Here is a 19434-nt window from a genome sequence, read left to right as displayed (position 1 = left end):
CGGCCGCGGTGATGTCCACGCCGGGGGCCGTCACGTCGGGCTTGATGGCGCCGTCGCCGACGCGCGGGCCCTGGCTGGAGAAGTCCGCCAGCTTGTCGTTGTCGTCGACCGCGCCGACGGTGAGCGCGGCGTCCGCGCTGCCGGGCGAGCCGACGCTGCCGGGCGACCCGTCGTTGCCCGCCGCGATCGCGAAGAGGATGCCCTTCTCCGCGGAGAGCTTGTTCACCTCGGCTTCGAGCGGGTCGACGCCGGGGGTGTCGCCGCCGCCGAGGCTCAGGTTGACGATGTCGGCGCCCTGGTCGGCCGCCCACTCCATGCCGGCGATGATCCCGGAGTCGTCACCGGAGCCGCCGTCGTCGAGGACCTTGCCGTTCAGGAGTGTGGCGCCGGGCGCCACGCCCTTGAACTTGCCGCCGGACTTGGCGCCCGTGCCCGCCGCGATGGAGGCGACGTGCGTGCCGTGGCCGTAGCGGTCCTTGGCGTCCGCGGATGCCGTGAAGTTCTTCTCGGCGGTCACCTGGTCCTTGAGGTCCGGGTGGGTTGCGTCGACGCCGGTGTCCAGGACGGCGACCTTGACGCCCTTGCCGTCGAACCCGGCGGCCCACGCCTTCGGGGCGCCGATCTGCGGCACGCTCTTGTCGAGGCTCGCCTTGCGTACGCCGTCGAGCCAGACGCGGCTGACACCGGAGGCGGTGGCGTCGCCCTTCCCCGGGACGAGGGCGGACCACAGGTCGGCCGCGTCCTGCTTCGGGGTCGTGATGGCGTCGGCGTTCAGGGTCTTCAGGGTGCGGCGCACGGTCGTGTCACCGGCGGCCCGCACATCCGACCTGGCCCCGGCGGCGGCACCCTTGTAGCCGACGATCAGCTTGAGGCCCTTCTGCTGGGCCCTGCGGTTGTCCTTCTTGCTCAACTCGGTGACGTCGAACAGACGTTGGTCGAGCTTCCCGGTGGCGATCAGACGCTGGGCGTCGGCCGGGATCACCAGCGTGTGCCCGCCGACGCGCTTGGTCAGTACGGGTATCCGCTCCCGCCCCTTCGCCCGCTCGAAGCCGGTCACGCGGCCCTTCGCGTCGACGGCGACGCGATCGCCGGTGATCAGCGTGATGCGGTGCGCGGTCTGCCCTGCCTGTGCGGACTCCGCGGTCTGTAGATCCTTGGGCGTTTCGGCCGCCGATGTCGGGCTGGTCATGCCCGCGGCGAGGGCCACGGCCGCCGCGGTGGCGACCGTGGCCCCGAAGGCTCTCTTCACTTTTCTGCGCAAGTCTCCCCCTGGAGGTTAAGGAGCTATCGCCCCTTGGAGGAGGAAGTATGCCGATCGTCGAACACCTGCTCAATAGGGAGACAGAAGTGGCCAGTTGGTGTCAGTTCCGTGTTGGCGCGTTCTCGGTGACTTTGATCGAGCCCTTGCGGATCGTCGCCACGCGCGGCGCCTTCCGGGCGATGGCGCTGTCGTGCGTGACCATCACGAACGTCAGGCCGTGCTCCTCCCACAGCCCTTCGAGCAGCTCCATGATCTCGTCGCGCATCGACTCGTCGAGGTTGCCGGTCGGCTCGTCGGCGAGCAGCACCTTCGGCCGCTTGACCAGGGCGCGGGCGATGGCGACGCGCTGCTGCTGACCGCCGGAGAGCTCGGCGGGCAGATGGCTGCGGCGCTCACCGAGACCCACCGAATCCAGCGCGTCGGCGGCGCGTTCCCGCCGGTCGGCGGCGCCGATCCCCAGCGGGACGAGCGCCGTCTCGACATTCTCCTGGGCGCTGAGCGTGGGGATGAGGTTGAAGGACTGGAAGACGAAGCCGATGGACTCGGCACGGACCTTGGTGAGCCGCGCCTCGGGCAGCGCGGCCAGATCGACCCCGTCGAGCTCGACACTGCCGGACGTCGGCCGGTCGAGACCGCCGAGCATCTGCAGGAGCGTGGACTTGCCGCCGCCCGTCGGGCCCTGGATGACGAGCCGGTCGCCGTCACCGATGGCCAGGTCGACCCCGGCGAGCGCGTCGACGGTCGCCCTGCCCCTGCGGTACTGCTTGGTGACGCCCTTGAGCTGATACATGGTGTGACTCCTGCGATACGTAAGGGGGTTGGCGGCCTTGAGCGGTGAGGCTCGGCCGCCTACTCGACGCGGCGCAGGGCGTCCGCGGGCCGCAGCCGCGAGGCACGCCACCCGCCGAAGGCACCCGCGATGAGCCCGCCCGCCACGGCGAGGCCGACGGCGAGCGCGATGGTGGTGGTGCCGACCGGCGCCGTCAGCGAGATGTCGAGCGCCTTCGACGCCGACCGGCCGAGGGCGTCACCGGGACCGCCGGGGCCGCCGACCTGCATGAGGCCGCCGCCCGACTGCCCGCCGCCGGACCCGAGTTCGGCCGTCAGAGTGGGACTGATCGCCGTGACGACATACGCACCGCCGAGTCCGACGGCGATGCCGAGCACGCCGCCCACAAGCCCGTTGACGACCGCCTCGCCGACGACCTGCCGGGTCACCCGGCCGCTCTTCCAGCCGAGTGCCTTCAGGGTGCCGAACTCCCGTACACGGCGGCTGACGGCGGAGGAGGTGAGCAGCCCGGCCACCAGGAACGCCGCGACGAGCACGGCGATCGACAGCCACTTGCCGACGCTGGACGCGAGGTCGGACGCGGTGGACAGGGAGCCCGAGACGGTGTCGGCGAGATCGGCGGAAGTCGTCACCGTCGTACCGGAGATGTTCTTCTGGATGGCGCTCTTGACCGCGTCGATCTGCTGCGAGTCCGTCGCCTTGACGTACACCGTCGTGATCTTGTTCTTCGAGTCCGCGAGGGTCTGCGCGCGCTTGAGCGGGACGTAGAGATCGGCGGCGGCGCCCCCACTGTCGGGCGTGGCGATACCGACGACCTTGATCTTCGTCCCGGAGATCGTGACCGTGTCCCCCACGGCGAGCTTCTTCTCCTTGGCGTACGAGGCGTCGGCGACGGCCACCTTGGCATCCGCCTCCGCGCCCGTGAACGTACGCCCCTTGCTGATCCTGGAGGAGGTCAGCGGGCCCAGGGCCGGCTTGCCGACGTCGGTGCCGTAGACGCTGTAGGAGTCGACGTCGAAGTCGGCGCCGCCACCGCGCACCTCGCCCTGCTGCTGATCGGTGCCGCCGCCCGGCGGCTGTGCCCGGCCGCCCGAGCCACCGGGCGCCTGCTCGAACTCGCCCTGCTTGAACCGCCCGTCGACCTTCATGACCTGCAGGCTCAGCCCGCCGACGGCGTCCGCGACACCGTCCTGCCGACCGACATCGGCGACGGTCGACGAGGCCAGCGTCTGGAAGCCCTGGACCATCACCCGGTCACTGCTCTGCTCCTCGTCACCCTCGCCCTTGGCATCGAACGTGAACCGCGGCCGCCCGCTGCCTCCCTCGGACGGGGTGGCCGCCTTGGTCACGGTCATGTCGGTGCCGAGCCCGTAGAGGGATTCAAGGACCTTGCCCTGGGCCTGCTTCATGCCGGACGACACGGAGCTGACGACGATGACGAGCGCGATGCCGAGCGCGAGTCCGGAGGCCACGACGAGGGCCGCTTTTCTGCGGCGGCGCAGCTCGCGCCTCAGATAGGTGAAGAACATGTGCGTGAAAGTAGGTACGCACGGTGATGAACGGATAAGGGCGGCATAAGAGAACGATGAGAAGCCCAACGAGAGCGGCCCGCACCCCTGTTGAGGAGTGCGGGCCGCTTACGTTGCGGGGAGGGAGCGGGGCTCCTAGACGGCGGAGCCGGCCTTCCACTCCGCCCAGTCCATGACCCAGCCGTTGAAGCCGTTCTCCGGCTGAACGGTCTTGTCACCGGTGTTCCGGACGTCCACGACGTCACCGACCATCGAGTTGTCGTAGAACCAGGCGCCCGGAGTGCTCTTGTCGCCCGCACCCTTGGCGTCTTCCAGACCGACACACCCGTGGCTGGTGTTGGCGCCGCCGAAGATGGACTTCGCGCCCCAGTAGTTGCCGTGGATGAACGTGCCCGAGTTCGACAGGCGCATGGCGTGCGGCACGTCCTTGATGTCGTACTCGCCCTTGCCGTCGTCGTCCGTGAAGCCGACCGTCGCGCCGTTCATCCGGGTCTCCTTGAACTTCTCGGAGATCACCATCTGGCCGTTGTACGTCTTGTTCTCCGGGGAGCCCGCGGAGATCGGGATGGTCTTGACGACCTTGCCGTCCCGCATGACCTTCATCGTCTTCGTCTTGGCGTCGACGATGGAGACCTGGTTGCGCCCGATCTTGAACGTGACCGTCTTCTCCTGGACGCCGGTGACGCCGTCCGCGCCCTCGACGCCGTCCAGGGACAGCTTCATGGTGACCGTGGAGTTGCCCTGCCAGTACTTCTCGGGCCGGAAGTCGATCCGGTTGTCCCCGAACCAGTGCCCGACGACTTCCTGGCCACTGCTGGACGACACCTTGATGTTGGACTGAACGTCCTTCTTGTTGGTGATCGCCTTGTCGAAGTTGATCGACACCGGCATGCCCACACCAACCGTGGACCCGTCCTCGGGTGTGAAGTTGCCGATGAAGCTGTTGGCCGGCGAGACCGTCGTGAACTTCGAGTTCTCGTGCGCCTTGCGGCCCTCGGAGTCCTTGGCGGTGGCGGTGATCTTGTACGTCGTCGCGCGCTCGAGCTGGCCGCTGGGCTTCCAGCTCTTCTTGTCGGCAGCTATCTGACCCTCGACGGCCGTACCGGCCTCGGTCGTCATCTCGACGTCCGTCAGCGAGCCGTCACGCACGGTCACCTTGGCGGCGTTGTTGATGCTCGCGTTGTCGGACCCGTCCTTGGGCGCGATCTTGATGTCGGCATCGGACGACTTCTTGGCCGCCGCCTCGTCGACCTGGTTCTGCGACTCCTTGGTGCCTTCGGCACCGTCGCCACCGTCGTCGCTGCTGCAGGCCGAGAGCACCAGAACGCCGCCGACCAGGGCGGACACGGCCGCGAGCCCCTTGCGCCGACCGCGCAGCCGCCTACTGTCCGTCATCACACGCTTCTCCATCGTTGCCGAATCCCCAACCACGCCAAGAACGCCGAGAGTCCCCGTAACCCCCCATAACGTCCTGCCCGGTACGTCCCGTTCCACTACCGCCGATTGTGTGGGGAACACCACGTCACGCGAGAGCACCGGTACAGCCGTGCACTCCTGAGACGACAGAACCCCGGGCGGCGGTTGCCACCCGGGGCCTTCGGTTCCGGATCAGCCTCTCCGGCTTCGATCCGCCCCTCTGCTACAGCTCCCGGCCGCCTTCGCCGCCCTCGTCGTCGTCATCATCCTCGTCCGGGTCCCAATCCGGCGAATCGGGGTCGTACTCGATCTGCTCGCTGCTCCAGGAGGCCTGCGAGAGTTCCACTCCCGGCACCTGGCTGACCAGGTCGAAGGGGTCGACGAGATAGGCCAGCGCCTCCGCGTCGTCCTCCTTGACGGCCGCCTCTGCGTGCAGCCGCTCCTCGGCGGGCATGTGCTCGTCCTCCGCGATGCGGCTCAGCGCGGACTTGGCCAGCTCACCGGAGTCGTCGATCTCGACGACCAGCTCGACGCGAAGCCGTACAAAACGTGATGTCTCATCTGTGCTCATGCCCCGGAGCGTACGACCCGCACGCACGCCTCACCCCCGCGACTTTCCCGCGGGCCACCCCTTTCACTACCATCGCCCCACACGGCCAATTCGCCAGCGCCACAAGGGGGATCCGATTCCGTGTCCGCACGTCGATCGCTGCTGACCGCCTCAGCCGCGGGGGCCCTGCTAGGCGCCCTGTGCTTCATCCCCTCCGCGAACGCGACGGGCCACGAGTCCCCTGTGAAGCGGACCGCGGCCGCCGCCCCCGGCGAGCAGCAACACCGGGCCACGCACGCGGAGACCACCACGGCAGACGCCCGCCTGGCGGACACGGGCGCGGGCGTCGACACGACTCCGTACGTGATCGGCGGAACGGCGTTCCTGGGCCTGGGGGCGGGATTCATCGCGTACTCGGTACGACGGGACCGGCGGGTCCTGGCTTACTGAGCCGCTGAGCCACTGAGCCGCTGCCGGTGGTTGCGGTCCGCCCGCCGTCAGGCCGGACGGACCGCGTGCGTCAGGCTTGTGGCGTCACCAGTTGTAGACGATGGTTCCGTGGCTGTTGACCATCTTGAACGATCCGTCCTCCTGGCCGATGATGCACCCGAAGCCGCCGTCATCCGTCGGTCCGCAGAAGGTGTCGGCACTGGCCGGACCCGCCATGGCGATCCCGCCTCCCGCAAGGACACCGACGGCTGCGACGGCGACGGCAAGCCTCTTGACCCGCTTGCGGCCGGGCGTGGTGGTGGTGTTGCTGTTCCGCTGCATGGCTAACTCCCTGCTGCCGATGGGTTATCGATCACAGGGGGTTCGGAGCGGCTACGCGGCGGGACTGGTGCGGTCGGGACTAGACGGCACGGGGCTTGGCCTACTGAGCGACGAACCCTTCGGTGTCCAGCTCGAAGTCGAAGGGGGCGGGGACGCGCAGAGCCTCCCCGAACGGGACGGTGGTGCGGGACCGATAGCCCTTCGGTGACGGATCCCAGAAGGCGGTGATCTCTTCCGCCTGCATGTCGAGCACCAGGTACACGGGCACCACGCGACCGTACGTGTCGAGCTTGTCCAGCCAGTCGACGTCCTTGGTCGAGACGGACGTCGACTCGGCGACGAGCGAGAGGGCAGCACCGTCGGCTTGCCGACCTTCGGCTTCGAAGGCGGCCTCATCGGCAACGTGCAGGGCTGGGCCGAAGGCTCGCCCCACACCGGGGAAGCTGAAGAGGAACGGTGCCACGTCCACGTCATGCCCCTCAGGAGCGTGGGGCTCCAGCTGTCGCCTCAGTAGTTTCATCGGCTTCTTGTAGCGCAGCTTCGACCACGGCGACACGACGATCTTCCCCCGGATGAGCTCGGCCTTGTAGCCGTCAGGTGTGTCAAGTTCCTCGACGATCCGGAGCATGTCCACGAAGGATTCCTCCGGGGGGCCGTCTATGGCCCCTGCTGGCCGCTCGATCATGGTGGTCACCGCGGTCCTCCACTGACTACAGGGCGTATCGCTGCCTCCACGGTAGCGCCGAAGCACTGCCGGGGCCTGCCCCGTCACCCCGCGACCGCCAGTACGGGCCGTTCCCCCAGCTCGAACCAGAGCAGCTTGCCGCCCCGCCCGAAGAGCGCGGGGCGCGGGGGTCGTGGGGCAGATGGAGGGCGTACGCCCAAGGGGCGGGCGCCGGGTGTCGGGGCGGGGATACGGTGAGCATGAACGCCTCTTGCGGTGACGGGACTTGTCCGCTCGGGGGCTGCGCCGGGCGGTGGCATGCCGCGTGCTCGCGGTGCGCTTCCGGCTTGCTGGCGGGGCCAGTTGAGCGGCTTACACCGCACAACGTAGCGGCGAAAATGTAAGGTCTTCCATTGAAGAGACGAAGAGCTTCCATTCCCACTCGTGTGGGTGACAACTCCGGTACGCATCAAGAAAGGTGATCGCCGATGCCGCCCAGCACCACCGTGCCCCTGCGCCAGCAGCGCCTGGGCGGCGAGCTGCGCAAGCTCCGCGAGCGCGCCGGCCTCACATCGACTGCGGCCGCCGCCCTGCTGGGCGGCCCTCAGGCCCGCATCAGCAACATCGAGGCCGGGCGTTACGCAGTGAGCGCGGACCGAGTCCGCACGCTCGCCCGCCACTACACCTGCGCAGACGACAGCTACGTCGACGCGCTGGCCACCATGACGGGCGGACGCAAGCGCGGCTGGTGGGAGGGGTACCGCGACACTCTCCCGTCCGGGCTGCTCGACCTGGCCGAACTCGAGCACCATGCAGGAGAGCTGCACGTGGCGGTCCCCATCCACATGCCAGGGCTGTTGCAGACCACCGACCACGCCCGCGCCACCATGCGCGAATCGGTTCCACCCCTTCGCCCGTACGAGATCGAGCACCGCGTCTCGTACCGAGTGAAGCGCCAGGCCGTCCTCTTCGAGGGCACGCCGACGCCATACCGGGCCATCGTCCACGAGGCGGCCCTCCGCATGGGCTTCGGAGGAGCTGAAGTAGCCCGCGAGCAGCTCGAGTACCTGCTGGAGATGAGCGAACACGACACCATCAGCCTGCGAGTGATCCCCTTCGGAGAGGCCGGGTTCCCCGCCTCGGGCCAGCCGATCACCTACGCGCTGGGGCCGGTCCCCCAGCTGGACACCGTCGTCCTGGACACCGACCACGGGTGCGAATTCCTGGACGCGGAGGCACAGTTGGAGCGCTACCGCTCCGTATTGGCACGCATGGACGCCCGCGCCCTCTCCGAGAGCAGGTCCCGCACCCTCGTCCATCGCATCGCCCGCGACACCTGAGGACTCACCATGCCCGAGCTCCACTGGCAGAAGTCAACGTTCAGCGCCGAAGCCGCAAACTGCGTCTACATCGCAACCGCCCCCGACGGGACGATCCACCTGCGCGAAAGCGACACCCCCGAAGTTGTCCTCACCACGGGCCACAACCAACTGCACGCCCTGATATCCCACGTCCGCAGCCCCCAACCCCACCCCTGACGCACCGCAGAGAGGAGAGCTTCCTACCACCGGCGGTGGTCATGTTGCCGGGGCTCACAGGGCAGGGGGGATGGGTCATCCGGCTCTCCCTGCCGACTGCGGACCGGATCTTCCGGGGCACCGTCACGGGTGTGGGTGTGGGTGTGCGGCCGGTCCGGGGATGGGTGCCGGTGTCGTCGATCGGCCGTCGGCCGGTGTGAGCCGTCCCCGGGCGGCCGACCGGCCAGAACCTGACACGGTCCCGACCCCACAGCGGCTCGCAGCCGCCGTACCCGACTGGCCGGGGCCCAATAGGCGGGGCTGCCGCCTGTCGGGCGGACGCAGTCAGTCAGTGGATGCAACGCGCGGCTCCCGAAGGTCGGTTGGTGGGCGGGCCAGGGGGTTCGGCACCAACTTTCGCGAAGGCGCGTTACGCAGCGCGTGCGCCCCCCTTCTCCCAGAACGCAACTTTGCCAAAGTAGGTGCCGGACCCCCACCCGGACGGCAGGAAAGTCTCGCGGATCCCACCGACCCCGCCACTGAAGTGCCCCGCGCGGATTGCACACCCCACCACACCCGATAGGGCCAGCTCGCCCACAGCTGCAGGAAAGTGACGCCCCCACCCCACCCACAGGTGTCACTCTTCTGCAATCCACTCCCGCAGACCCCACCCTCGGCCGTCGCCGCCCCTTCCCGTGACGAATCACCCCGGAGGATCCGGTCCGCAGACGCTTGACGAGACCGGCACCCGCCCCCGGACCGGCCGCGCACTCCTCCCACCCGGCGGCACGCTGCGACGAACCGGTCCGCACCCGGCCGTAGAACCGTATGGCCTGACGGGAGTGGTCGAGAGTCCCGCCTTTCGGGCCGCCCGGTCGTCTTCCTTCTCGCGGTGGAGGGACGGGTGTCAAGGGTGGAGCGAAGCGGAATCGGCGCAGCCGACGCGACGAAGGAGCGCCCTTTACACCCGGCCCGGAACCGCCAACCTCAGGACAACCGGGCGGCCCCGGCGCCAATCAAAGCCGCCAGGTCGCCGAAGCCCTCGGTAGCGACCCCGGGTCGGGCGGGGCGGGCGGGTGGGGACGAGGCGGCGCCCCGTTGGCGCAGGGCGCTGGCACCCCGGAGCCGAGACGCCCCCGGCGCCCGGCCGGAGCCGAGGAGGGGGGCGCCGTCATCCCCTGGCGGCGCGCCCTCCCCGTAACGAACGCCCCTGCTAGGCCAGCGGACCCGTGACTCCCTCGGCCGCCTCGACCACCCCGCCGGAGCGGACGAACTCGTCCGCCGCCGCCAGGTCAGGGGCGAGGAAGCGGTCCGGGCCTGGGCCCTCGACGCCCGCCTTCCGTACCGCCTCGATGACCGCACGGCTCGCGGGCGCCGGCGTCAGGCCCTCGCGGAGTTCGATCGCCCGCGTCGCCGCGTACAGCTCGATCGCGACGATGCGGGTCAAGTTGTCGACCGCCGTGCGGAGTTTGCGCGCCGCCGACCAGCCCATCGACACGTGGTCCTCCTGCATGGCGGAGGACGGGATCGAGTCGGCCGACGCCGGCACTGCGAGGCGCTTCATCTCGCTCACCAGGGCCGCCTGCGTGTACTGGGCGATCATCAGGCCCGAGTCCACGCCCGCGTCGTCCGCGAGGAACGGCGGCAGGCCGTGCGAGCGGTTCTTGTCGAGGAGCCGGTCCGTGCGGCGTTCCGCGATCGAACCCAGGTCCGCCGCCGCGATGGCGAGGAAGTCCAGGACGTACGCGACCGGAGCGCCGTGGAAGTTGCCGTTCGACTCGACGCGGCCGTCGGGGAGTACGACGGGGTTGTCGACTGCGGAGGCCAGCTCGCGGTCCGCGACCAGGCGCGCGTGCGCCATCGTGTCCCGGCCCGCGCCCGCGACCTGCGGCGCACACCGCACCGAGTACGCGTCCTGGACGCGCGGCGCGTCGTCCTGGTGGTGGCCGGTCAGCTCCGAACCGGCAAGGACGGCAAGCATGTTGGCGGCGGACGCGGCCTGGCCCGGATGCGGGCGGATGGCGTGCAGCTCGGGCGCGAGGACCTTGTCGGTGCCGAGGAGCGCCTCCAGCGACAGGGCCGCCGTGACGTCCGCGGACTTGTAGAGGGCGTCGAGGTCGGCGAGCGCCATGATCAGCATGCCGAGCATGCCGTCGGTGCCGTTGAGGAGGGCCAGTCCCTCCTTCTCGCGCAGCTCGACGGGAGCGATGCCGTGCGCGGCGAGCAGCTCACCCGCGGGCTTCAGCTCGCCGTCGGGGCCCTCGGCGTCACCCTCGCCCATCAGCGTCAGCGCGCAGTGGCTCAGCGGCGCCAGGTCGCCGGAGCAGCCCAGCGAGCCGTACTCGTGGACGACGGGCGTGATGCCCGCGTTCAGTACGTCGGCCATCGTCTGGGCGACCTCGGGGCGCACCCCGGTGTGCCCCGAGCAGACCGTCTTCAGGCGCAGGAACATCAGCGCGCGGACCACCTCGCGCTCGACGCGCGGGCCCATCCCGGCCGCGTGCGAGCGGACGATGTTGCGCTGCAGCTGGGCGCGGAGGTCGGGGCCGATGTGCCGGGTGGCGAGGGCTCCGAAGCCGGTCGAGACGCCGTAGACGGGCTCGGGCTTGGCCGCGAGCGCGTCGACGATCTCGCGCGAGGCGGCGAGGGCGGTCACGGCTTCGGCCGACAGCTCGATGCGGGCGTTGCCGCGCGCGACGGCGATGACGTCCGCTGCGGTTGTCCCGGACGTCCCCAGGACCACGGTGTGCATATCCATATTCAGCAGCGTACGGATTGAATCGACGCCTGTCACGGGTGAGTACCGTCTCAGCCTCTTACCGCCCCGTGGACCCGGGAACGGCGGTCACCTCATCCGCGCCCCAGCGCACCCCGCAGCGTGACGCCGTACCGGCCGCGCAGCCTGCGTATCTCCCACACCGAGAGCAGGGTCACCGACACCGGCGCCCCGAGCGTGAACGCGTAAAGCACCACGGGCGGCGCGGCCACCGCCGCGTCGTCGAAGAGCTGGAGGACGGCCAGGCCCCACAGCAGTACGGGGGACAGGACGGGCGGCAGGAGTTCATGGATGGCGCCCGCGCGGAAGCAGCTGTTCACGGCATAGACGAGCAGCGCGATCGTGTAGAGGAGGCCGACCAGGATCCCTACGAGTGAGGCCAGACCGGCGGCGAAGGAGAGGAGGAAGTAGAAGAGCCGCAGCAGGAACGGCCCCTGGTTGTCGGTGAGTCCGAGGCCTTCGCGCAGCACGTACCAGCAGACCCACAGCACGCCGACGCCCACCGCGAGGGCAAGCAGCGTACCCAGCGGCTGGGTGGTGCGGCGCAGATAGACGCGGCGCAGGGAGGAGTGGGCGAAGCCGATGAAGAGGGCGCTCGCGAGGAGGATCGCCACGACCGCGAACGCGGCGGCGACGAGCAGATCCTCGACCTTGCCGACCACGAACTCCTCGCGCCCCTGCCGCAGCGGATAGGCGAACACCAGCCACAGCGTCGCGGCGAGACCGAGCAGCGTCCGCCCGCTCTGCAGCGCGCTGATCGTCCGGTCCTCGATGGCTCCGGGGCGGTTCGGCGTGCCGAAGCGGCGGGCGAGATTCAGCGGCTGGGCGGCGGCGTCACGGGCCCCGCGGACGGGGGCGGGCACGGGGCGCGTCGCCGGCGGCACGGGATACCCCGCCTGGTTCCCGTACGGGCTGGCTCCCGCGTAGGGGTCGGCGGGCCCGTACGGATCCGCTCCCGCATACGGGTCGGCAGGCGCATACGGATCGGACCCCGCGTACGGATCAGCACCCCCGTATGGATTCGTCCCCGCCCCCGGATACCCATACCTCTGATCGCTCAACGTCCGCTCCCCTGTGCGGCTTTGCGCACCGCGCAGCCCGTACTTCGGGCGCGCACACCCTAACTGATCATGGACATGCCCCCAGCCTCCGTACGCACCGCATGCCCCGCACGCTCCACACCCCGGCTCTACGACGCCCCGCGCCCCCGGAACCGCCGCCGCTCCCCCACCGGCAGCGCGCCCCGCGAATCCGCGAGCCGGACCACCGGATCGTCCGCGCCCTCACGGCCCGCGACCACCGGCTTCGGCGCGCGCGCCGCCTTCGCGCGGTACTGCGCCGCGTCCGCGAGGCGGAACAGGCGGCGGCCCGAGCGGACTTCGCCGATCCGGTCCTCCGTCGAAGCGACCCCGCACGCGACACCGTCCCCCAGCTCCAACTCGGCTGCCCGTACGCACAGTTCGTCCGCGACCCGCACCACCTCGTCGGCGGTGGGGCCCACCGAGAGCAGACAGAACTCGTCCCCGCCGAGCCGCGCGGCCAGCGTCCCCGGCAGCATCGCCCCGCACAGCGAGAGCACCGAGCCGAAACGTTCGAGCAGCCGGTCGCCGACCGCGTGCCCCTGGGTGTCGTTGACGCGCTTGAGGCCGTTGACGTCGCACACGACCAGGCTCACCACCACGCCCTCCGCACGGTGCCGGTCCACCGCCTCCTCGAGCCGCAGATCGACCGCACGCCGGTTGGCGAGGCCCGTCAGCGAGTCGGTGAACGCGAGGCGGCGGGCCTCCTCAAGACGCTCGGTCTGCGCGATGCCCGCCGCCACGACCGACGCGAGCACCGTCGCGAAGTCCGCGTCCGCGCGGTCGAAGACCGGCCCGCCCACCGGCCGCGCCACATACAGCTCGCCCCACGCCCGCCCGTGCAGCACGATCGGCGCGACCACACAGGCGCCGCGGCCGCGCCTGCGCAGGGCGGCGACGCGCTGGTGGCAGTAGCCGGGTGAGCCGTCGTCCGCGGGCCCCCGGGCCGTCTCCACCCAGGCGTGCGGCTCACCGCCGCCCGCCCACCGCTCGTGCAGGAACTCGGTGATCTCCGGGAACTCGTGCACCGGATACGACTCGCGCTCCGGGAACTCTTCCTCGCCCTCGGCCCGTTCGCCCACGTTCACCAGGACCCGGAGCCGTCCCAGCTCCCGCTCCCACACGGACAGCGCGGCGAAACTCCCCGACAGCGCGCGGCACGCGCCGACGGCCGCCGCCCGCCACGACTCGCGTGGGGTGTGCGCGGCGGCCATCCCCTGCGCAAGCTCCACCACGGCCCGCAGCCGGACTTCCTCTCCCATCTCCCTAGGCTAGGAGATTAAGGACATTTTGGGCTATCGGAACATTACTCAGAGTACGGAGTCACCCCGGCGGCCCCGGCCGCTCCCCGGGCCGCTGCCCCCCGGGCCGCTGCTCCCCGGGCCATTACTCCCCCGGCCACTGCGGCTTCCGCTTCTCGTTGAACGCCGCGACGCCCTCCGCCCGGTCACCGGAGAAGGCCACCGAGCGCCAGGCCGCGTCCTCGACCTCGAGCCCGGCCCGCAGGTCGAGCCCGTGCCCCAGGCGCAGGGCACGCTTGGCGGCGCGCAGCCCGACGGGCGAGTTGCCGGCGATCCGCGCGCCGAGCGCAAGCGCCTCCGCCCGGTCATCGCCCTCCGCCGCCAGCTGGTCGACGAGCCCCAACTCCCGTGCCTCGCCCGCCTCCACGCGCCGCGCGGTGAACACCAGCTCGGCGGCCCGCGCCGCCCCCACGCGGCGCGGCAGGAGCTGCGTACCGCCGCCGCCCGGGATCACGCCGACCGACACCTCGGGGAGCCCGACCACGGCGGTCGGGTCGGCGACGATGAGATCGCAGGCGAGCGCGAGCTCGAAGCCGCCGCCCAGCGCGAAGCCGTGCACGGCGGCGATGGTCGGCATGGGCAGTTCCAGTACGCCGGTGTAGGCGGCCCGTGCGGTGGGGCGCTGGCGCACCAACTCGGCGTCGGAGAAGGAATTGCGCTCCTTCAGGTCGGCGCCGACGCAGAAGGCCCGCTCATGGGTGGAGCTCAGGACCACGACGCGGGCGTCGCGGTCATCGGCGAGGGCGGCGCAGGCGGCGCCGATGGAGCGGGCCATCTCGGTCGAGACCGCGTTCATGGCCTTGGGCCGGTCAAGGACGAGCTCGGCGACGTAGCCGTGCCGCCGGACACCGACAAATTCCCCGTACCGCTGCTCGCCGCCCATTGCTTTCCTCCAGGTGGGGTTAACGACCGTTACCAGTCCACGCCGGGGATCATGCCACCGCTGCGGGGCAAATGGGCGGGCGGACGGGAAAGATCCGAAGAAACCCTCAGCCCCGCCGAGCCAGAGTCCACGGCTCAACAACACCAAGCCCTCGCACAGGCCGCTGCCACATCGGCTGCAGCGCAAACCGATAGGAGGGCGGCTCCTCCCCCTCCTTCTCCGCAGCGGCAGCCGCTTCCGCGGCCTCCGCCTCGGAGGCCGGCGCATCGCCCGTACGCGTGAGCTCCACCGCGAACGCCCCGTCCACCAGGACCGCGTCCCGAGGCGCTATCGACGTGAGGCGGCTCGCGAGGTTCACCGTCGTACCGAAGACATCGCCCATCCGCGTGGTGACCGTCCCGAAGGCGATGCCGACGCGCAGCTCGGGCATGGTCTCGTCGTTGGCCATGGTCTCGATGAGCCGCAGCGCGATCTCCGCGGCGGTGCCGGCGTCATCGGCGGCGTACAGAACCTCATCGCCCAGCGTCTTGATGAGCCGCCCGCCGTGCGCGGCGACAAGATCCGCCGCGGTGGTCTCGAAGGCCTCGACGAGCTCGCCGAGTTCCTCCTCCTCCATGCGCCGAGTGAGTCGCGTAAAGCCGACAAGATCGGCGAATCCGACGGCGAGCCGCCGGTCGACCATCTCCTCGTCATCGGCGGCCTGGACGACCCGCCCCGTGGCGGCGGCGAGCTGCCGCCGCCACACGTACACGAGGAACTCCTCCAGCTCGGGCAGGAGAAGCTCTATCAACGGGTACGTCACTTCGGTCCGCGTCATGCCCGGCTCGGGCGGCTCCGTCAGACCCTCCAGGAAGGAGTCGATCTGCCACTCGGCCAGGCGGGCGGTGGTCTGCCCGGTCGACCGGGCCACCTGGACCGCCATCGCCTCGCTGAGCAGCCCCGCCTCGACGAGACCGGCGAGGCGGCGCAGCGCGAGCACGTCCGCCTCGGTGAGGGCCTTGGCCTGCCCGATGTCCGGGAACCCCATGGCCCGCCAGAAGCGGGAGGCCAGCTCCATGGATACGCCGGCGCTGCGGGCCGCCTGGAACGGGGTGTAGCGGCGGTCCGCGCCGAGGATCAGCCCTTCGAGGCGCAGTGCAAGGGGGTCCTTCTCCGGCTCCTCGTCGACCTCGCCGGCCCTGGAGGGCGGCTCGGGCGGCTCTGCGGCCGAGTCGGAGCCCGTGTCGTCGACGGTCACGCCTGCTGCCCTTCCGATCTGCCGCGGTCAGGTATCGACCGGCGCCAACTTTACGGCAGGTGTGCCCCAGCTCACGCCTGGCGGGGCGCCCTGGACCGTTCCTCCGCCCGTTTTCATCCCCCCGGCAGCCCAGCCGACGAACAACCTCTCCCACCCACCGCCCAACCCCCGGCAGTCCCGGGCCGCCGAACAAGCCTTTCCCACCCACCCGCCCGATTGCCCGGCAGCGGGGTGGGGGGGCGGCGGCACCACACCACTCACCCGAGCAGGCGGACACCGGCCTCCACGCACCGTCAGCGCGCAACGAGACGCGAGGGGAGGGACCGGACCACGGTGCCACGCACCGTCAGCACGCGACGAGACGCCAGGGGACGGGCATCGGCCCCCACGCACCGTCGGCGCGCAACGAGACACGAGGGGACGTGTCGGTATGTCCGCACGGAGCACGGCACGAAGCGCTCCCCAGCCGAAGCAGCAAGACGCTCAGACCGAGATGGCGAGGACGGACATACCGGCGCGGCCCCGCCCCCAAGACGAACCGCCCCGCAGACGGTGCCCGAACCGCAGGCCCGCCCTAAAAAGACGGACAGAACCACCCGCCCCCCTAAACCCCCCGCACATGCACAATGTCCCCCGCCCCCACCGGCTCCTGCACCCCATCCCCGGTGGCGAGGACCAGCCGCCCGTCGCCGTCCACCGCCACCGCCTCGCCCGTGATCGACCGGTCACCCGGCAGCTCCGCCCGGACCTTGCGGCCCAGCGTGGCGCAGCCCGCCGCGTACGTTTCCTGGAGGCCGGAGGCCGCCGGGTCGCCGTCGGCGTCGCGCCAGTCGGTGTACCACTGGTCCAGGGACCGCAGCACGGCCCGCAGCAGCGGGTCGCGGTCCGTCGCGGCCGCACCGGCAAGGGCCAGCGACCCCGCGCCGGGGACCGGCAGTTCGTCGGCCCGGAGCGTGACGTTGATGCCGACGCCCACCACGACGCCCGCGCCCGCGGTTCCCGCCCGCTCCGCCAGGATCCCGCCCGCCTTGCGTTCCTCTCCCCCCACCGTCACAAGGAGGTCGTTCGGCCACTTGAGTGCCGTGTCCACCCCGGCGGCCCGCGAAAGCCCCGTGGCGACGGCGACCCCGGTGAGCAGCGGCAGCCACCCCCACCGTTCGACCGGAACACCGGCCCCCGGCTTCAGGAGTACGGAGAAGAAGAGCCCCGAGCGAGCGGGCGCCGACCAGCGGCGGTCGAGGCGGCCGCGCCCCGAGCTCTGCTCCTCGGCGACGAGGACCGCGCCCTCGGGGAGCTCGTCCGCGCGGGCGGCCAGATCGGTGTTGGTCGACCCCGTAGCGGGCACCACGTCCAGGGAGGTCCACAGTCCCCCCTCCCGCAGCAGCGCCCGCCGCAGCGCCGCGGCGTTCAGCGGCGGCCTTTCCAGGTCCGACCAGCGGCCGGCGCCGGGGGTCTCGTCAGGGGTGTCCGAAGCGTCGTCTGAAGCATCTCGCGGCGTCATGCAAGCCACCTTAGGTGTGGTAAACGCCGCACTGCTGATCTGTATGCGCGCCGATACCCTACGAGTCAGTAGCCGGAGATCACCAGCATCCGCAAGCCGCATCCGCAAGCCGCCAGTAGCCCCTTTGAGCAGGCAGGGAGCCGCATCCCTATGTCCGAGCCGGAAGAGCCCAACGTGCCCGTGCCCAGCGCCGCAAGCGATACCGACAACGCCACCGCCGCCACCCCCGGTATCGACATCCATACGACTGCGGGAAAACTCGCTGATCTGCAGCGCCGCATCGAGGAGGCCAAGCACGCCGGCTCCGCTCGCGCGGTCGAGAAGCAGCACGCCAAGGGCAAGTTGACGGCACGTGAGCGGGTCGATCTGCTCCTCGACGAGGGCTCGTTCGTCGAGTTCGACGAGTTCGCCCAGCACCGCTCGACCAATTTCGGCCTTGACGCCAACCGCCCTTACGGCGATGGCGTGGTGACCGGTTACGGCACCGTCGACGGCCGCCCGGTGGCCGTCTTCTCCCAGGACTTCACCGTCTTCGGCGGTGCGCTCGGCGAGGTCTTCGGCCAGAAGATCGTCAAGGTCATGGACTTCGCCCTGAAGACCGGCTGTCCGGTCGTCGGCATCAACGACTCCGGCGGCGCCCGCATCCAGGAGGGCGTCATGGCCCTCGGGATGTACGGCGAGATCTTCCGCAGGAACACCCACGCCTCCGGTGTGATCCCGCAGATCAGCCTGGTCGTCGGCCCCTGCGCGGGCGGCGCGGTCTACTCCCCCGCCATCACCGACTTCACGGTCATGGTCGACCAGACCTCGCACATGTTCATCACGGGCCCGGACGTGATCAAGACGGTCACGGGCGAGGACGTCGGCTTCGAGGAGCTCGGCGGCGCCCGCACCCACAACAGCACCTCCGGTGTCGCGCACCACATGGCGGGCGACGAGAAGGACGCGATCGAGTACGTCAAGTCCCTGCTCTCCTACCTGCCTTCGAACAACCTCAGCGAGCCGCCCGCCTTCCCCGAGGAGGCGGACCTGGCGCTGACGGACGAGGACCGCGAGCTCGACACGCTGGTCCCGGACAGCGCCAACCAGCCGTACGACATGCACAGCGTGATCGAACACGTCCTGGACGACGCCGAGTTCTTCGAGACGCAGCCGATGTTCGCGCCGAACATCGTCACCGGCTTCGGCCGGATCGAGGGCCGCCCGGTGGGCATCGTCGCCAACCAGCCGACGCAGTTCGCCGGTTGCCTGAACATCGACGCCTCCGAGAAGGGCGCCCGCTTCGTCCGCACCTGCGACGCGTTCAACGTCCCGGTCATCACCTTCGTCGACGTCCCCGGTTTCCTGCCGGGCGTCGAGCAGGAGCACACGGGCATCATCCGCCGCGGCGCCAAGCTGATCTACGCGTACGCGGAGGCGACGGTCCCGCTGATCACCGTCATCACCCGCAAGGCGTTCGGCGGCGCGTACGACGTCATGGGCTCCAAGCACCTGGGCGCCGACCTCAATCTGGCCTGGCCGACGGCGCAGATCGCGGTGATGGGCGCGCAGGGCGCGGTGAACATCCTGCACCGCCGCACCATCGCGGCCGCCGACGACCAGGAGGCGACCCGCGCGCAGCTGATCCAGGAGTACGAGGACACGCTGCTCAACCCGTACACGGCTGCCGAGCGCGGCTACATCGACGCCGTGATCATGCCGTCGGAGACCCGCTCGCATCTCGTGCGCGGCCTGCGTCAGCTGCGTACGAAGCGGGAAAGCCTTCCCCCGAAGAAGCACGGCAACATCCCCCTGTAGACCGCGTCCCGGCAAGGAGACCAGTCATGATCAAGGTCGTACGGGGCAATCCCACCCCGGAGGAGCTGGCCGCCGCACTGGCGGTGGTCCAGGCGCGCGCCGCGGCGGTGGCGAACCAGCCGTCCGGCGCGCCCGCGGTCCTCGACGCCTGGGCCGACCCGGCGCGGGTGGCCCGCGACAAGATGCCCGCTCCCGGGCCGGCGTCGTGGGGGCGTACGTACTGGCCCGTGTAGGGCGCAAGAAAATGAGTGGTACGGGCCGGGGCGCCTGAGTACGCGTACTCAAGCGCCCCCGCGCCCCCCCGCCGCCGATCGCGGGAAGGCTTGGTTGCGGCCCGCGGAACAAACCCCCCAAGACAAGAC

At 70.6% G+C, this 19434-nt stretch carries 18 protein-coding genes; 5 read left to right on the top strand and 13 right to left on the bottom strand.

Annotated features, from left to right (window positions below):
- The 5 genes from ACFWY6_RS30880 to ACFWY6_RS30860 form a co-directional block, all read right to left on the bottom strand.
- On the bottom strand, positions 1-1249 hold a 1249-nt coding region (locus ACFWY6_RS30880; protein WP_384697227.1), incomplete at its 3' end, for a S8 family serine peptidase.
- A 112-nt stretch (positions 1250-1361) separates the two neighbouring features.
- Positions 1362-2051: an ABC transporter ATP-binding protein gene (locus ACFWY6_RS30875; protein ID WP_384697224.1), complete on the bottom strand. Its 690-nt coding sequence runs from the start codon at positions 2049-2051 to the stop codon at positions 1362-1364.
- 59 nt (positions 2052-2110) lie between these two features.
- Positions 2111-3580 (bottom strand): ABC transporter permease, encoded by a 1470-nt coding sequence (locus tag ACFWY6_RS30870; protein ID WP_384697221.1) that lies wholly within the window; start codon positions 3578-3580, stop codon positions 2111-2113.
- 135 nt (positions 3581-3715) lie between these two features.
- The gene (locus tag ACFWY6_RS30865) at positions 3716-4975 is read right to left on the bottom strand and encodes an Ig-like domain-containing protein (protein ID WP_384697219.1); all 1260 of its coding nucleotides are present in this window, start codon (positions 4973-4975) and stop codon (positions 3716-3718) included.
- A 244-nt stretch (positions 4976-5219) separates the two neighbouring features.
- Positions 5220-5567, bottom strand: a complete 348-nt coding sequence (locus ACFWY6_RS30860) for a hypothetical protein (protein WP_384697216.1) — start codon at positions 5565-5567, stop codon at positions 5220-5222.
- Positions 5568-5687: 120 nt separating this feature from the next.
- Here ACFWY6_RS30860 and ACFWY6_RS30855 point away from each other — a divergent pair, with 120 nt between their 5' ends.
- Positions 5688-5996 (top strand): hypothetical protein, encoded by a 309-nt coding sequence (locus ACFWY6_RS30855; protein WP_384697213.1) that lies wholly within the window; start codon positions 5688-5690, stop codon positions 5994-5996.
- Between the two features lie 84 nt (positions 5997-6080).
- Here the strand turns inward: ACFWY6_RS30855 and ACFWY6_RS30850 are convergent, their stop codons facing one another.
- Both ACFWY6_RS30850 and ACFWY6_RS30845 read right to left on the bottom strand, forming a co-directional pair.
- A complete protein-coding gene (locus ACFWY6_RS30850) occupies positions 6081-6317 on the bottom strand; it encodes a hypothetical protein (RefSeq protein WP_384697211.1) in 237 nt (78 codons plus the stop codon).
- 100 nt (positions 6318-6417) lie between these two features.
- Entirely contained in the window at positions 6418-7002 is a 585-nt protein-coding gene (locus ACFWY6_RS30845) for a Uma2 family endonuclease (protein ID WP_384697233.1), read from the bottom strand.
- Positions 7003-7469: 467 nt separating this feature from the next.
- On the opposite strand from ACFWY6_RS30845, the gene ACFWY6_RS30840 reads away from it, so the two are divergent.
- Together ACFWY6_RS30840 and ACFWY6_RS30835 are read left to right on the top strand one after the other, a co-directional pair.
- Positions 7470-8321, top strand: coding sequence for a helix-turn-helix domain-containing protein (locus tag ACFWY6_RS30840; protein WP_384697208.1), 852 nt, complete (start codon positions 7470-7472; stop codon positions 8319-8321).
- Positions 8322-8330: 9 nt separating this feature from the next.
- Complete coding sequence (locus ACFWY6_RS30835) at positions 8331-8519, top strand: DUF397 domain-containing protein (protein WP_384697205.1); 189 nt, start codon at positions 8331-8333, stop codon at positions 8517-8519.
- Between the two features lie 1192 nt (positions 8520-9711).
- Here the strand turns inward: ACFWY6_RS30835 and hutH are convergent.
- The 6 genes from hutH to ACFWY6_RS30805 form a co-directional block, all read right to left on the bottom strand.
- Positions 9712-11250, bottom strand: a complete 1539-nt coding sequence (gene hutH, locus ACFWY6_RS30830) for a histidine ammonia-lyase (RefSeq protein WP_384697230.1) — start codon at positions 11248-11250, stop codon at positions 9712-9714.
- A 98-nt stretch (positions 11251-11348) separates the two neighbouring features.
- Entirely contained in the window at positions 11349-12335 is a 987-nt protein-coding gene (locus tag ACFWY6_RS30825) for a hypothetical protein (RefSeq protein WP_384697203.1), read from the bottom strand.
- 128 nt (positions 12336-12463) lie between these two features.
- On the bottom strand, positions 12464-13615 hold the full coding sequence (locus tag ACFWY6_RS30820; protein WP_384697200.1) for a diguanylate cyclase domain-containing protein: 1152 nt from the start codon (positions 13613-13615) through the stop codon (positions 12464-12466).
- Between the two features lie 124 nt (positions 13616-13739).
- Positions 13740-14537, bottom strand: a complete 798-nt coding sequence (locus ACFWY6_RS30815; protein WP_384697197.1) for an enoyl-CoA hydratase/isomerase family protein — start codon at positions 14535-14537, stop codon at positions 13740-13742.
- 106 nt (positions 14538-14643) lie between these two features.
- Positions 14644-15774, bottom strand: a complete 1131-nt coding sequence (locus ACFWY6_RS30810; RefSeq protein ID WP_384697195.1) for an adenylate/guanylate cyclase domain-containing protein — start codon at positions 15772-15774, stop codon at positions 14644-14646.
- Between the two features lie 604 nt (positions 15775-16378).
- Positions 16379-17275, bottom strand: a complete 897-nt coding sequence (locus ACFWY6_RS30805) for a biotin--[acetyl-CoA-carboxylase] ligase (RefSeq protein WP_384697192.1) — start codon at positions 17273-17275, stop codon at positions 16379-16381.
- Between the two features lie 150 nt (positions 17276-17425).
- Between ACFWY6_RS30805 and ACFWY6_RS30800 the strand changes: the two genes are divergently transcribed.
- Together ACFWY6_RS30800 and ACFWY6_RS30795 are read left to right on the top strand one after the other, a co-directional pair.
- On the top strand, positions 17426-19072 hold the full coding sequence (locus tag ACFWY6_RS30800) for an acyl-CoA carboxylase subunit beta (RefSeq protein WP_384697189.1): 1647 nt from the start codon (positions 17426-17428) through the stop codon (positions 19070-19072).
- Positions 19073-19098: 26 nt separating this feature from the next.
- Positions 19099-19305, top strand: a complete 207-nt coding sequence (locus ACFWY6_RS30795; protein ID WP_384697187.1) for an acyl-CoA carboxylase subunit epsilon — start codon at positions 19099-19101, stop codon at positions 19303-19305.
- Positions 19306-19434: the final 129 nt, after the last annotated feature.

The sequence above is a fragment of the Streptomyces sp. NPDC059037 genome (genome assembly GCF_042740015.1).
Taxonomy (GTDB): Bacteria; Actinomycetota; Actinomycetes; order Streptomycetales; family Streptomycetaceae; genus Streptomyces.
Note: the sequence above shows the minus strand (reverse complement) of the source record. Positions and strands in the feature narration are given on the sequence as shown.

What these genes read in the sequence shown, in the direction of transcription:
- ACFWY6_RS30875 (WP_384697224.1), bottom strand. Translation starts at nt 2,051, where the DNA reads ATGTATCAGCTCAAGGGCGTCACCAAGCAGTACCGCAGGGGCAGGGCG.
- ACFWY6_RS30870 (WP_384697221.1), bottom strand. Translation starts at nt 3,580, where the DNA reads ATGTTCTTCACCTATCTGAGGCGCGAGCTGCGCCGCCGCAGAAAAGCG.
- ACFWY6_RS30865 (WP_384697219.1), bottom strand. Translation starts at nt 4,975, where the DNA reads ATGACGGACAGTAGGCGGCTGCGCGGTCGGCGCAAGGGGCTCGCGGCC.
- ACFWY6_RS30860 (WP_384697216.1), bottom strand. Translation starts at nt 5,567, where the DNA reads ATGAGCACAGATGAGACATCACGTTTTGTACGGCTTCGCGTCGAGCTG.
- ACFWY6_RS30850 (WP_384697211.1), bottom strand. Translation starts at nt 6,317, where the DNA reads ATGCAGCGGAACAGCAACACCACCACCACGCCCGGCCGCAAGCGGGTC.
- ACFWY6_RS30845 (WP_384697233.1), bottom strand. Translation starts at nt 7,002, where the DNA reads ATGATCGAGCGGCCAGCAGGGGCCATAGACGGCCCCCCGGAGGAATCC.
- ACFWY6_RS30840 (WP_384697208.1), top strand. Translation starts at nt 7,470, where the DNA reads ATGCCGCCCAGCACCACCGTGCCCCTGCGCCAGCAGCGCCTGGGCGGC.
- ACFWY6_RS30835 (WP_384697205.1), top strand. Translation starts at nt 8,331, where the DNA reads ATGCCCGAGCTCCACTGGCAGAAGTCAACGTTCAGCGCCGAAGCCGCA.
- hutH (WP_384697230.1), bottom strand. Translation starts at nt 11,250, where the DNA reads ATGCACACCGTGGTCCTGGGGACGTCCGGGACAACCGCAGCGGACGTC.
- ACFWY6_RS30820 (WP_384697200.1), bottom strand. Translation starts at nt 13,615, where the DNA reads ATGGGAGAGGAAGTCCGGCTGCGGGCCGTGGTGGAGCTTGCGCAGGGG.
- ACFWY6_RS30815 (WP_384697197.1), bottom strand. Translation starts at nt 14,537, where the DNA reads ATGGGCGGCGAGCAGCGGTACGGGGAATTTGTCGGTGTCCGGCGGCAC.
- ACFWY6_RS30805 (WP_384697192.1), bottom strand. Translation starts at nt 17,275, where the DNA reads ATGACGCCGCGAGATGCTTCAGACGACGCTTCGGACACCCCTGACGAG.
- ACFWY6_RS30800 (WP_384697189.1), top strand. Translation starts at nt 17,426, where the DNA reads ATGTCCGAGCCGGAAGAGCCCAACGTGCCCGTGCCCAGCGCCGCAAGC.
- ACFWY6_RS30795 (WP_384697187.1), top strand. Translation starts at nt 19,099, where the DNA reads ATGATCAAGGTCGTACGGGGCAATCCCACCCCGGAGGAGCTGGCCGCC.